Origin of the sequence: Saccharothrix sp. HUAS TT1 (assembly GCF_040744945.1) — a bacterium.
In the GTDB taxonomy this organism is placed as follows: Bacteria; Actinomycetota; Actinomycetes; order Mycobacteriales; family Pseudonocardiaceae; genus Actinosynnema.
Genome location: NZ_CP160453.1, coordinates 477,398 through 490,041, shown reverse-complemented (window position 1 = coordinate 490,041; position 12,644 = coordinate 477,398). Strand labels below are relative to the sequence as shown.

Here is a 12,644-nt window from a genome sequence, read left to right as displayed (position 1 = left end):
CCCTGATGTGCTGTTCGCTGGGACGACGTCCGCCCCGGCGGAGTTCTTGCGCGGCAGCGCTGTCCGGGGTTCGGGTGAGAGCTCGGACGTGGTGCGGGTCGCCGATCTCAAGCGCATCGGGCGGAAACTGCTGGAGGCGCACGGCGAATGGGGCACCAAGCGGTTCGCAACCGACTAACGTCGGAACTTCGACGCGCCCGTGTGGCGGCCGTGGTCCTACTCGCCCGTTGGGGGTCGCCGTGCACCGCAAGCTGACCGTGCGCGACCTGCGCGCCGGTAACCGGGCGCGGGTGCTGCGCGCGCTGTACTTCGACCAGCCGCGCAGCCGGCAGGAACTCGCCGGCGTCACCGGGCTCAGCCAGGCGTCGGTCAGCAACGTCGTCGCCGAGCTGATCGCCGACGGCGTGGTGGTCGAGGCGGGCCAGGTCGACTCCGACGGCGGGCGCCCGCGCGTGCTGCTGCGGGTGAACCCCGCCTACGCGGCCGTGGTCGGGGTCGACGTCGGCGAGACGCACGTGCTGGTCGAGGTGTTCGACCTGACGTTGCGGCGGCTGGCGGAGGCGACGTTCCCGATGGAACCGGACGTCCACTCGGTGCACGACGTGGCGCGGCGGGTGCTCGAAGGGCTCGAACGCTGCCTGGCCGACAGCGGGGTCGGCGACGTGCTCGGCGTCGGCATCGGCGTGCCCGGCCAGGTCGAGCAGGGCCTGGTGTACGCGCAGACCGTCGGCTGGCACGGCGTCGAGCTGGAGCAGCTGCTGCGCACCGGCACCGACCTGCCGCTGTTCCTGGACAACGGCGCGAACACGCTGGGGCAGGCGGAGGTCTGGTTCGGCGCGGGCCGCGGCACGGGTGACGCGGTGGTCGCGCTGATCGGGTCCGGCGTCGGCGCGAGCGTCATCACCGGCGGCGTGCTGTACCGGGGCTCGTCGGGCGGCGCGGGGGAGTGGGGCCACACGACGGTCGCGCTGGACGGCCGCCCGTGCCGCTGCGGCGCCCACGGGTGCCTGGAGGCGTACATCGGCGCGTCGGCCGTGGTCGACCGGTACCGCGCGGTCCGGGGCGACGCGCCCGCCGAGCAGGAGGCGGCGCTGGCGGCGCTGGTCGCCGACGGGTCGCGGGCCGCGCGGGACGTGCTCGCCGAGACCGCCCGGTACGCCGGGCTCGGCATCGCGAACCTGATCAACCTGTTCAACCCGTCGCAGGTGATCGTCGGCGGGTGGGCCGGGTTGCTGCTCGGCGCGCGCATCCTGGACGACGTGCGCTCGCAGGCGTCCCGCCACGCCCTGCACCGGCCGTTCGAGCAGGCGTCGATCACCCTGTGCGAGCTGGGGCCGGAGTCGGTCGCGCTCGGCGCGGCCACCCTGCCGGTCGCCGAGTTCCTGGCCGCGGGCGGGGTGCGCCACCGCGCGGCCAGCGGCGTCCGCTAGGGGTCGACGCGGTCCAGCGCCGCGCCGTCCCACGTCGTCTGCGTGCACGCCACGCCGCGCCCGTTCTTGGGCCGCAGCACGTCGTAGATGTGCATCCGCGGGATCTTGTCGGACACGCCCCAGCCGCTCGGCCAGGTGATCACCCAGTCCATGTCCAGGTCCACCAGCAGGCCGAGCATGCGCGCGATCGTCGGGTCGTCCAACCGCTCGAACGCCTCGTCCAGCAGCACCAGCCGCAACGGCGAGAACTCGCCGCTGACCGCGTCGTAGAACGAGGCCGCCGCCGCGAACAGCGTCACGTACGAGATGAGCCGCGTCTCACCGGACGACAGCTGCCGCAGCCTGCGCTCCCGCGGCCCACCGTCCGGGCCGGTGTCGGCGACCGTAACGGTGAACTGGTGCCACGTCCGGTAGTCCAGGGCGCGGGACAGGATCTCGGCGTAGTTGCCGGTGTGGGCGTCGCGCTCGGCTTCGATGCGCTCGGTGAACACCCGCCGCAGCGTCGCGTCCTGCTCGGGGTCGCGTTCCGCGTACGGCAGGCGGACCAGCGCCAGCGCGTCGCGCGTCCCCTCCTCCAACGCCGCCGACGGCTTCCACGCCAGCTTCACGTGCACGCCCTGGCTGGACCGCGCCCGGCCCAGCACCTCGTTCATCCGCTTGCACAGGTCCTCGGCGACGGCGATCTGGCCGCGCAGCCACTCGGCCAGGTCGCGGATCAGGTAGTCGGCGAAGATGTCCTGGTACCGCTCGTCCAGGAAACCGCGCTGCTCGGCCAGCTTCGTGGTCACCTGACGTGCGGCGACGGCGACCGGGCGGGCGCCCTCCTCACCGGTGACGGTGACGGTCAGCAGGCCGACGTGCTGCTCGGCGGCGATGTCGTGGCTGCCCGCCAGCGACGTCTGGAGCGCCTGGAGCTTGGTGATCACCGTCGCCTCGCCCGCGCCGCGCCGGTCGGACGCCATCAGCGCCGCGCGGACCGACGTGACGTCGTCGGGCACGTCCGGCAGCGCGGCCACCAGGATGCCCGGCGCCCGCACGGTCGCCTTGAAGTGCTCGTTCGCGCGGGTCAGGGCGTCACGGGCGGAGGTGAGCTGCTCGGCTGACGTTTCGAGCTGGGCGCTCAACTTGGCCGCCTGCTCGCGGGCCGAGACGACCTGCTCGCGGACGCCCTTCAGCTCGCCGCGCATCTCCCGCCGCGAACGCTCCAAAGTGGACAACTGGTCGGCGATCTCCCGCGCCTCGCCGCCGATCGCGTCGGTCAGCTCGGCCAACGTCGACGCCTGCGACGCGTAGTCCACGCACCGCGCCTCCGCGTCCGCCTCCGCCGCGACCCGGTCCTCCACCGCCGCGTGGTACCGGTGCGCGGCGTCGGTCAGGTCGACCACGGTGCCGCGGCACTGGCGGCGCAGCACGTCACCGAGCCGGTCGGCCGTCCGCTGCGCCTCGGCCGCCGCCTGCCGGGCCTGCTGGAGGCCGTCGGTGGTGGCCGGGAGGCCCGCGTCGCCCGCTTGGCGCACCACGTCGGCGGCGGCGGCCTCGCCGCGGGCCTGGGCGGTGGCCAGCTCGTCGCGCAGCTCCTCGGCGCGGCGGGCGGCGCGGTCGGCGGATTCCTGGGCGGCCTGCAGGCGGCCGTGGCGGGCGACCAGGTCGCGGTCGGCGGGGAAGCGGTCGAGGTGGGTCTCCCAGCGGTCGACCAGGCCGTGGGCGGCGGCGAGGTCGGCTTCGGCCACGCCCAGGGCGGCGCGCAGGGCGGCCAGCTCGTCCTCCAGCTCCGCGATGCGACGGTGGCGGGCGGCTTCGCGGGCGCCGGCGCCGATGAACTCGGCGGCGTCCTTGCGCCACGCGCCGGTCAGCACGCCCGCCTGCCAGCGCCCGTCCGGCGACACCGCGAAGGCGGTCGGGGTCAGGGTGCGCAGGGACACCGACGCGAGCAGGTCCGCGACCACGGCGGCCGGGACGGGGGAGTTCGGCTCGACGGCCGGGACCAGGGCGGTGGCCAGGGACGGGCCGTCCACGGGGGCGCCGGGCACGGCCAGGGTCGTGGCGAGCGGGGGGTGGTCGGCGGAAGTGGGCGGGGTGGCTGGGGACGGGGTGGCTGGGGCTGGGGACGGGGTGGCCGGCAAGGCGCCGGAAGTGGCCGGGGTCGTGGTGGTCGGCGGGGTGTCGGAGGCGGTCGGGGTCGTGGTGGGTCGGGGGTGGTCGGCAGGGGTGGGGGTCTCGGCCGGTTCGGTCTCTCTCAACCGAGGTGGCGTAACGGCGTTTCCGTACATCTCCGGGCCATGTTCACCCGATGGTGTAACCCAGGCGTCCAGCAGGCCCGACGCCTCCAGGGCCGCCTCCAACCCCGCACGAGCGGCATCGTCCACCTCGGGGCGGAAGTCCACCAGTCGGTAGAACGGCGCGCCGGTCGCGTCGTCCCGCGTCGCCACGCCGAACCGGCCGGGTTCCGGGACCCGCGCGGTGCCCGAGCGCAGGCCCGCCAGTTCGGCGTCCAACGCGTTGATCGACGCCGCCAGCTCCGCCCGCCGCCTCGCGGCGGTGTGCGCGCCGTCCCGCGCCGACGTCACCAACGGCCCGACCCAGTCGCGGGCGGCACTGGTCAGGGAGCGGGCGCCGGCCGGGTCGACCGACGTCGGTAGCGCCAGCGGCGACGACGGCCGCACCTCCGCCAACGGGCCGGACCCGCGCCAGGCGTCCACCTCCGCCAGCCACGACTGGGCGACCTCGGCCAGCTCCTGCGCCTCCTGGTTCCGCAACGCCGCCGCCTCGGTCGCCGCGTGCTGCGCGTCCCGCGCGGTCTGCCGCAGGGCATCCACCCGCCGCTGCGCGGAATCCAGCTCCGCCGCCTGCGCACCCAACGCCAACGCCAAAGCCCCGCGCTGCCGCGCCGACGAAGCGATCTCCCCGGCCCGCGCCGCCACCGCCTCCAACGCGCCCTCGTCCACCCCGACCGCCGGCGGCACGCGACGCTCGATCGGGAGCGGTCCGGCCTCGGGGTCCGGCTTGGCCCGCACGGACTCCACCCGCACGACCGCGTCCGAAGTGGACACCCGGGGCACGTCCGGCACGGCGTCGGACGGCAGGCCGGCCGCCCGCAGGTGGCGCCCCAGCGGTTCGACCAGCTCGTGCGCCGTGCCCAGGTCCTCGGCCAACCGCCGCAGCAGCCGCAGCACGCCGTCGACCGCGCCGTCCTCCTGCGACCGCTGCTTGTTCGCCATGTCCAGCGCGGCCACCGCCGACGAGCGCTTCTCGGCCACCAGCTTCTCGCGCGTCCGCAGGTCCTGCAGGTCGCGGAACGCGGGCAGCTCCTTCAACGCCCCGATGGTCTCCTCGGCCTGCTGCTCACCGGTCTCCAACGACGCCAGCGAGTGCTCCGCCGCCGCACGGGCCGCCAGCGTCTCCTCCAGCGACGCCGACAGCCGGGCCGCCGCCCGCTCCTGCTTGCGCACACCGTCCTCGGCCGCGCCCAGCGACACCGCCGCCGCGCGCAGCCCGCCGAACGCGTAGTCCGAGTACGTCTTCAGGAACGTCCCGAGCGCCGCGTCGGCCGACGACAGCCGGGTGATGTTCTCCCGGATCGACTCCAGGTCGTCGAACGACGTCGCCAGCTGCTCGACCATCACCTGGTCCAGCGGCGGCAGCGCGTCGGACAGGATCTGCTCCAGCTGCCCCTCCAGCACCTTCAACCCGACGTCGGGGTTGCGCAGCGTCCGCTGCAGGTGCAGCAGGTCGCCGTACCGGGGCGCGGGCACGCCGTACACGGTCTCCGCGACGCGCGCCCGGAACGCGGCCTCCTCCAGCACGCAGTCCGCGCCGATCAGGTCGCGCAGCTGCACGGGTCCCAGCGGCGTGCGGTCCGGGCCGACCAGCGCCAGCGAGGAACCGACGCGCAGGGGCGTGACGAACCGCCACGAGTCGGTGATCGCCTGCGACGTTTTGGACGCCTTCACGCCCAACCCGCAGGTCAGGTACTCGTCGGGACCTCGGGTCAGCTCCACCCACGCGTACCCGATGCGGTTGGGCCCGCCGTCGTAGTCGTCCAGCATGAGCCGCCGCAGCGACACGGTGTCGAAGCCCTTGGAGCCGACCTGCCGCAGGTCGCCGTCCAGGCACAGCGGCAGCAGCAGCTCCAGGGTGCGCGACTTGCCGGACCCGTTGGTGCCCTGGAAGATCGCCCGCCCGCCGGAGAAGTCGAACGTCTGCTCGGTGTACTGCCAGATGTTGACGATGCCGCCCCTGTGCAGCCGCCACCTGTTCACGCGGTCTCCTCATCGAACAACGACCAGCTCCGCACTTCCGGCACGACGGCGGCCGGCTCGACCTCGCGCTCCGGATCGCCGTCGGGCATCGGCAGCCACCGGTGCGCGACGGCGTTCAGCAGCCACCCGCCCCCCGCGGCCGGCACCGCCAACCCCATGCGGCGCAACAGCTCCAGCACCTCGTCGACCAGCCGGTCGAGGTCTTCGGTGAACTGCTTGGACCACGCGGTCGGGTAGTCCTCCACCAACCGCGCGCACACCTCGCGCAACGCCGCCACGTCCACCTCGTGCCGCCCGTCGGGCCGGGGGTCGGCGGCCGACAGCTCCGGCAGCGCCAGCAGCGCGAGCCGCGCCACCGTGGACGTGCCCGGGAAGTACAGGTCGGTCAGGTAGTCCTCGGGGTCGGCCGCCAGCACGCCCTCGACCCGGCACTCGGTGCGCAGGCCGAAGCACGTCTCCAGCAGCGCGGACTCCTTGCGCTGGTTGCGCCGCAGCCACTCGGCCTGCTCGGGCGGCAGGTCGGCGTACAGCACCACGGGGTCCTCCACCAGCTTGCGCCGCACCGCGTGCTCGACGCCGCGCGGTCCCGGCCGGGCCGCCAGCTCCACCAGCCGCGCCGGCGACGTCGCCTCGGCCACCGGCCCGGTCAGCAACCGGCCCAGCAGGTCGGTGTCGATGGTGATCAACGCCTCGGCGTGCACGTCCACCGTGCCCTCGGTCTCGTGCAGCACGCCGAGCGACACCAGGTGCCGCAACGCCGCCGTCAGCGCCCGCCGGTCCGCCACGTCGTCCACCACGGTCAGCCCGGCCTCCACCGCCGCCGCGCGGACGTCCGCCACCAGCCGCGACAGCAGCGCCTGCCGCCCGACGCCGGTCAGCACCGCCATGGTCAGCGCCACGTAGGCGTAGCCGCGCGGCGACATGCCGAGCAGGCCGCGCGAGTCGTCGGGACCCGGTCCGGCCTTGTGGAGCCGCGCGAACCGCCGTTCGACCACCAGCCGGTAGCCGAGCACGCGGGCGAACAGGTCCTGCAGCGCGGCCCGGTGCCGGTAGACGAGGGTCAGCAGCTCGCCGTCGGGCCCGTCGGCGCGCAGCAACGGCCGCCGCAGCAGCGCGCGGGCGCAGCGCACGACGTTCGCCGCGTCGATCTCGGACAGGTCCTCGAACATCAGTCGAGCACCAACGTCGAGTCGTGCAGGGTCAACGTGCCCGCCGCCGAGCGGATGCGCGTCGAACGCCCGCGCGCGTGCTCGACGGTCACCCGCAGCCCGCGCACCGGGTCGGTCGCCGAGCCCGCGTCGGCCGCCGTGTCGCGCTGCGCCATGGCCAGCGTCAGCAGCTCGCACAGCACGCCGAGGGCTTCGCCGGACAGCGTCGCCTCGGCCAGCCGGGGCGCCGCCTCGGCCAGCTCGGCCACCGACGCGGCCCGCCGCTCGTCGGCCTCCCGCGCCTCGGCCAGCAGCGACTGCTCGGTCATCGGGTCGTCCAGGATGCGCGACGTCCGGCCGCGCGCGCCCCGGTCGCCGCGGCTGCGCACGCTCACCGGCACGTCGACCACCGGCCCGTCGCGCCACGCCGTGCGCTCGTTGTCGCTGTCGTGCTCGGGCGCGGGCGACAGGTGCCGCGCCGAGTGCAGCCCGAACGCCGCCGCGTACAGCTCGTGCGCCTGCGACCGGGTGCCCGAGTCGAACCACGCGGCCAGCTTCAGCAGCTCGGCCCGCCTGCCCGGCAGCAGCCCGCCGCCGGACGTGGCCCGCTTCACGCTGGCCAGCAGCGACCCGATCGCCCGCGCGGTCGCCTCGCGCAGCGCCGTCACCTGGCTCGGCCTGCCCGGCCGGTCCACGAACCAGTCGGTCAGCTCCTGCCAGTCCTCCGGGGACCGGCCGCGGGCCCGCTCGACCCGGTCGCCGAGGTCGGCGCGGCCCAGCAGGCGCAGCAGCTCCGAGCGCGCCGGGCCGATCCGCGCCAGCGCGTCGGCGATGGCCGGGGTGTGCCGCAGCACGTCCTCCACGACCATCTGGATGTACTCGACCAGCAGGTCGCGGAACCCGGAGATCTCGTCCGGCGCCAGGTGGTGCCTGGTCACGACCTGGCCGAGGTAGGCGTAGAAGTCGCGCACGGTCGCGGCCAGCTCGGCGTGCTGGAGGAACAGCGTGGTGACCTGCTCGGCCAGCGCCTCGCGGGACCGGGGAGCGCCGCCCGCCACCGCCTCGGCCAGCGACCGGCCCAACCGGTCCAGGCCGCGCTCGACGGCGGGCAGCAGCTCGCGCGACACCTCCCGCGCGCCCTCCGGCACCCGCAGCAGCTCGTCCACGTCCCGCTGCACCCGGACCGCGAGCTTGCCGACCTGGTAGCGCACGCTGCCGTGCTGGAACTCGGCGATGCTGGTGGCCACCACCTCGCGCCTGCCCTGCACCAGGTTGCCCCACTCGACCAGCTGCCGCAGCCGGTTGATCACGTTCTCGATGCGGGACTCGCCCGGCTCGACCCGGCCCTCCCGCTCGGCGCCCGCCAGCGCGCCCGCGACCTCGCCCGCGGACAGGTCCGCGAGCAGCGTGGACGTGAACAGCCGCATGATCGCCAGGTACGTGCGCTGGTGGTCGCGCGCGTCCAGGTAGGCGTACAGCTTGAGGCGGCCGGCTGGTTCCACGGTGCGCCACCCTAGTGCGGCGGTCCGACAGGTGCGGGCTACCGTGCTTCCGTGAGTCTGGGGCGCGCGGTGGGGTTGGTGCTGGGCGTGGCCGCTGACGCGGTGTTCGGCGACCCCCAGAGGTATCACCCGGTGGCCGGGTTCGGGCGGGCGGCGGCGGCGCTGGAGCGCAGGCTGTACCGCGACCGCGAGGTCGCCGGCGCGGCGCACACCGCCGCGCTGGTCGGCGGCGCGGTCCTCGCCGGGATCGCGGTGCAACGGCTCGGCGGGCGCGGCCAGGTGGCGCAGGCGCTGACCACGGCCGCGGCCACGTGGGTCGTGCTCGGCGGCTCGTCGCTGGCCGACGAGGGCACCGCGATGGGCCGCGAGCTGGACGCCGGCGACCTGGCGGCGGCGCGCGACCGGCTGCCGCACCTGTGCGGGCGCGAGCCGCGGAAGCTGGACACGATGGGCCTGGCGAAGGCGACCGTCGAGTCCGTGGCGGAGAACACGTCGGACGCGGTGGTCGCGCCGCTGTTCTGGGGCGCGGTCGCGGGCGTGCCCGGCCTGCTGGCCTACCGCGCGGTGAACACGCTGGACGCCATGGTCGGCCACCGCAACGAGCGGTACCGGCGGTTCGGCTGGGCCTCGGCCAGGCTGGACGACGTGGCGAACCTGCTGCCCTCGCGGCTGGCCGCGCTGCTCACGGTGGCGGGCGCGCCGGTCGTCGGCGGGTCGGCGGGCGAGGCGTGGCGCACGTGGCGGCGGGACGCGGCGGCGCACCCCAGCCCCAACGCCGGGCAGGTCGAGGCGGCGTTCGCGGGCGCGTTGGAGGTCCGGCTGGGCGGTCGCACGGTGTACGCGCACGGCGCGGAGGACCGGCCGGTGCTCGGGCACGGGCGCAACCCCGACGCGGGTCACGTGACGCGGGCGGTGGAGCTGTCGCGGGTGGTCGGCGCGTCGGCGGCGGCCGTGACCGCGGTCATCGCGCTGGCGCGGCCTCGTCTTCGGCGAGCTGTTCGGCGACGGACTTCCGCCTGACCCTGGCGCCCGGGTCGGCTTCGCGCAGCGCGCCGCCGGGGCGCACCTCGCGGACGGTGAAGTACAGCCAGCCGCCGAGCGCCATCGCGCCGAACGCGATCCACTGCAGCGCGTAGGAGAAGAACGGGCCCGCGTCGAGCTTCGGCAGCGGCAGCGCCTCCTCGACGCCGGGCTGGCCCTCGGTGAGCTGGAAGTAGCCGGGGCGCAGGTCGAGCCCGGCGGCCCGGCCGACCACGGCGGAGTTCACCGAGTACACCTGCCGGTGCCGGTCCTCCTGGAACGCGTCGCGGCTGTCCGACTCGTCCCGGCGGGCCAGTGCGACCAGCGTCACGTCGCCGGTCGGCACGGGGTCGAGGTCGGGCACCTTGATGCCGTTCACCGGCCGCACGTAACCGCGGTCGACCAGCACGACCGGACCGTCGACCAGCTGGAACGGGGTCAGCACCTCGAACGCCGCCTCGCCCTGCACGGTCCGCAGCCGGGCCACCGCCTGCCCCTCGGGCAGGTAGCGGCCGGTCAGCGCGACGCGCCGCCACTCGACGTCGGCGTTGGGCCGGTCGAGCAGCGTCGCCACGGGGACCGGGTCGGTGCGGACGGACGAGGTGACCGCGTCGTTCTGCGCCTCGCGCTCCGCGTCGCGGGTGAACTGCCACGGCGCGAGCAGCGTGAAGCACGCGCCCGCGAACACCCAGACCGTCAGCGTCAACGCCAGCCAGCCGGGCTGCAACAGGAACTTCCACCGCACGTGACCACGGTAAGCCCTAGGCCGTTGTGACCTGCACCCGGTCGAAGCGGGTGGTGAAACCGGGGCCCGTCGGGGCCGCCGCCATCACGCCGGCCAGCGCCGGGACCTCGGGCGGGAAGTACGCCAGCCGCAGCATCGTGGTCGGCTCGGCGTCGCCGATGCCGTAGCGGACGGTCACCGCGTCGCCCTCGCGCACGGCGGCGATGGTCACCCGGCCGACGTGCCCGACCGGCACCACCGACCAGTCGGAGAAGTCCCTGGTCACGACCGTGCTGACCTGGAACTCGTCGTCCACCAGCTCGACGCCCGCCTTGATCCAGTTCCGGTCGTCCACCCGCAGCGCGATGCCCGCCTGGTCGTACTGGGCGGCGTAGTCGGCGGTGAACGACGCGCTGATGGTGAAGTCGCCCGGGAGGCGCACGCCGAGCACGTGCCCGCTGTCCCGGTCGTAGCCGTAGTGGGTGGTGCGCCAGAAGTCGGTCTCCGGGTCGCTGGTGACGGTCAGCCCGTCACGGTCGCTCCAGGAGCGCGGCTCGTTGAGCCACTGCCAGTCGTCCCGGCCGAACGCCTCGATCCCCATCGGGCCATCATCGCAGCGAACGCGCCGCTGACAAGACCTGTCGGGCGTAGCCGCGGCCGAACAGCGCGGCGTGCACGAGCAGCGGGAAGAGCTGGTGCAGCGGGACGCGCTCGCGCCACCCGTCGGCGAGCGGGGCGGTCTCGTCGTAGGCGGCCAGCACGCGGTCCAGGTGGGGGCAGCCGAACAGGGCCAGCATGGCCAGGTCGGTCTCCCGGTGACCGCCGTGCGCGGCCGGGTCGACCAGCCACGCGCGGCCGTCGGCGGCCCAGTGCACGTTGCCGCTCCACAGGTCGCCGTGCAGCCGGGCCGGTGGTTCGGCCGGGGCCTCGACGCGCACGGCCTCGACGGTCCGCGCCTCGGCGGGCGTCAACGCGCCCGCGTCCACCGCGAGCCGGGTGTAGTGGGCGATCCGGTGTTCGCGGAACCACTCGGACCAGGTGTCGGACGGGACGTTGAGCAGGGGCGCGAGGCCGATGGCGGCCCTGGTCGGGCCGCCGGGCGGGGGAGCGCCGAACGCCGGCGCGCCGCACGCGTGCAGCGCCGCGAGCCCGCGCCCGAACTCCTCGGCGGCCCGCGGCGACGGCCGTCCCGGCGGGACGTGGTCCAGCGCCAGCCACCGCTCGTCGTGCCCGCGAACCCGCGGCACCGGCGGCGCCGGCGGCACCTCCGGCGGCCCGGCGGGCTCGGCCAACCACGCCAGCGACGCCACCTCGGCCACCACCGCGCCCGGCTCGTCGTGCCGCTTGACGACGACCGGCCCGACCTCCCACACGGCCGCGCCGAGCTGCCGCACTTCACCCGCCGCCGCCCCGGCCAACCGCGCCGCGGCCCCGGCCGCCTCCGTCGCCGTCACAGCCGCTCGCGCACCCACGCCAGCAGCCCCGGCACGGCGGCCTCCACCATGTCCACCACGCGGTCGAAGCCCTCCTTGTCCCCGTAGTACGGGTCGGGCACGTCCACGCCGTCCGCGTCCGGGTCGAACGAGCGCAGCAACCGGACCCGCTCCGGGTCCCCGACCATCCGCCGCAGCGCCCGCGCGTGCCCCGTGTCCAGCGCCACCAGCAGGTCGGCGTCCAGGTGGTTCCCGCCGACCTGGGCTGCGGTGTGGTCGGTCGGGTAGCCGTTGTCCGCCAACGACTGCTCGGCCCGCGGGTCGGCCGGGTCGCCGACGTGCCAGCCCCCGGTGCCCGCGCTGGTCACCTCCACAAGATCACCCAGGCCGGACCGGCGCAGGTGCTCGCGGAATATGATCGCGGCCACGGGGGAACGGCAGATGTTGCCGGTGCAGATGAACGAGACGGTCAGCGCCACGGCGGGTGAGTCTGCCAGGTTGGGCGCTCCGGGTGAGGGCGCTGGACGACGGCGCGCCACGCGCACGACCATCGGATGGACCGGCTCTCGTTGGGGGTTGCGCGCATGTCCGGGGTCGTGGTCGCTGTCGTCGTGCTGCTCGCGGTCCTGGTGGCCGCCGGGGCGGTGGTGGCGCTGCGCCGCCACGCCCGGCCGAAGACGCCCGCGTTCGCCCGGCCGCGCCCGGTGGCCTCGCCCGGCGGGCTGGAGCGCGACCCGAACGCCGGCTTCTTCACGCACCGCCGCTTCGCGTTCCGGAAAAGGCATTTCTTCGTCGCCACCGGGTGCCCGCCGGTGCCGGTCCCCGATTTCCCGTCACTCGACGTGTCACGTCGGGAACAGCCCGTGCGCATTGCCCGGCACGGCATTCGGGTGTGGTGGTGGTTCGAGGACGACTTCTACCGCGAGGCGGCCGGCCTGGGCGCCGACGACGTGCGGGCCTGGGTGCGCGAGCAGGAGCGGAAGCGACTGGCCAGGCAGGACCGGGCCCGGCTGCTGGAGGCCGCGGAGGAAGTCCTGCGAAAGCGCGAGAACGGGTAACGAACCGGACCGCAATTCCGACGCCATTGTGTGGGGAATGTCCGGGGAGGAAAGCGGATGATTCGCAAGG

General features: G+C 75.1%; 11 protein-coding genes. 4 read left to right on the top strand and 7 right to left on the bottom strand.

Annotated elements, in window-relative coordinates; genetic code table 11:
- Positions 1 to 7 precede the first annotated feature (7 nt).
- Entirely contained in the window at positions 8 to 178 is a 171-nt protein-coding gene (locus AB0F89_RS02390) for a hypothetical protein (RefSeq protein ID WP_367132083.1), read from the top strand.
- A 49-nt stretch (positions 179 to 227) separates the two neighbouring features.
- Positions 228 to 1,430: an ROK family protein gene (locus tag AB0F89_RS02385; RefSeq protein WP_367132081.1), complete on the top strand. Its 1,203-nt coding sequence runs from the start codon at positions 228 to 230 to the stop codon at positions 1,428 to 1,430.
- On the opposite strand, the gene AB0F89_RS02380 is transcribed toward AB0F89_RS02385, so the two are convergent.
- The 3 genes from AB0F89_RS02380 to AB0F89_RS02370 are packed head-to-tail and all read right to left on the bottom strand — an operon-like array spanning position 1,427 to position 8,339.
- Positions 1,427 to 5,689 (bottom strand): SbcC/MukB-like Walker B domain-containing protein, encoded by a 4,263-nt coding sequence (locus AB0F89_RS02380; protein ID WP_367132080.1) that lies wholly within the window; start codon positions 5,687 to 5,689, stop codon positions 1,427 to 1,429. The two genes, AB0F89_RS02385 and AB0F89_RS02380, sit on opposite strands and share 4 nt — an antisense overlap.
- On the bottom strand, positions 5,686 to 6,858 hold the full coding sequence (locus AB0F89_RS02375; protein ID WP_367132078.1) for a TIGR02678 family protein: 1,173 nt from the start codon (positions 6,856 to 6,858) through the stop codon (positions 5,686 to 5,688). The genes AB0F89_RS02380 and AB0F89_RS02375 overlap by 4 nt, the downstream gene beginning before the upstream one ends.
- Complete coding sequence (locus AB0F89_RS02370) at positions 6,858 to 8,339, bottom strand: DUF2397 domain-containing protein (protein WP_367132077.1); 1,482 nt, start codon at positions 8,337 to 8,339, stop codon at positions 6,858 to 6,860. The genes AB0F89_RS02375 and AB0F89_RS02370 overlap by 1 nt, the downstream gene beginning before the upstream one ends.
- Positions 8,340 to 8,390: 51 nt before the next feature.
- Here AB0F89_RS02370 and AB0F89_RS02365 point away from each other — a divergent pair, with 51 nt between their 5' ends.
- Complete coding sequence (locus tag AB0F89_RS02365) at positions 8,391 to 9,359, top strand: cobalamin biosynthesis protein (RefSeq protein ID WP_367132075.1); 969 nt, start codon at positions 8,391 to 8,393, stop codon at positions 9,357 to 9,359.
- Here AB0F89_RS02365 and AB0F89_RS02360 read toward each other — a convergent pair.
- Genes AB0F89_RS02360 through AB0F89_RS02345 form a run of 4 tightly spaced genes read right to left on the bottom strand, consistent with a single transcriptional unit; the run spans position 9,301 to position 11,989 of the window.
- A complete protein-coding gene (locus AB0F89_RS02360; protein WP_367132073.1) occupies positions 9,301 to 10,104 on the bottom strand; it encodes an SURF1 family protein in 804 nt (267 codons plus the stop codon). The genes AB0F89_RS02365 and AB0F89_RS02360 overlap by 59 nt on opposite strands.
- Positions 10,105 to 10,120: 16 nt before the next feature.
- A complete protein-coding gene (locus AB0F89_RS02355) occupies positions 10,121 to 10,684 on the bottom strand; it encodes a DUF1349 domain-containing protein (RefSeq protein WP_367132071.1) in 564 nt (187 codons plus the stop codon).
- 7 nt (positions 10,685 to 10,691) lie between these two features.
- Positions 10,692 to 11,537, bottom strand: a complete 846-nt coding sequence (locus AB0F89_RS02350) for a fructosamine kinase family protein (protein ID WP_367132069.1) — start codon at positions 11,535 to 11,537, stop codon at positions 10,692 to 10,694.
- Entirely contained in the window at positions 11,534 to 11,989 is a 456-nt protein-coding gene (locus AB0F89_RS02345; RefSeq protein WP_367138658.1) for a low molecular weight protein-tyrosine-phosphatase, read from the bottom strand. Before AB0F89_RS02345 ends, AB0F89_RS02350 begins: the two co-directional genes overlap by 4 nt.
- A gap of 111 nt (positions 11,990 to 12,100) precedes the next feature.
- Here AB0F89_RS02345 and AB0F89_RS02340 point away from each other — a divergent pair, with 111 nt between their 5' ends.
- Positions 12,101 to 12,574 (top strand): hypothetical protein, encoded by a 474-nt coding sequence (locus tag AB0F89_RS02340; protein WP_367132067.1) that lies wholly within the window; start codon positions 12,101 to 12,103, stop codon positions 12,572 to 12,574.
- The last annotated feature ends 70 nt before the right edge of the window (positions 12,575 to 12,644 follow it).

Excerpts from the sequence above, each read along its gene's own strand:
- AB0F89_RS02340 (WP_367132067.1), top strand. The coding sequence starts at position 12,101 with ATGTCCGGGGTCGTGGTCGCTGTCGTCGTGCTGCTCGCGGTCCTGGTG.
- AB0F89_RS02355 (WP_367132071.1), bottom strand. The coding sequence starts at position 10,684 with ATGGGGATCGAGGCGTTCGGCCGGGACGACTGGCAGTGGCTCAACGAG.
- AB0F89_RS02375 (WP_367132078.1), bottom strand. The coding sequence starts at position 6,858 with ATGTTCGAGGACCTGTCCGAGATCGACGCGGCGAACGTCGTGCGCTGC.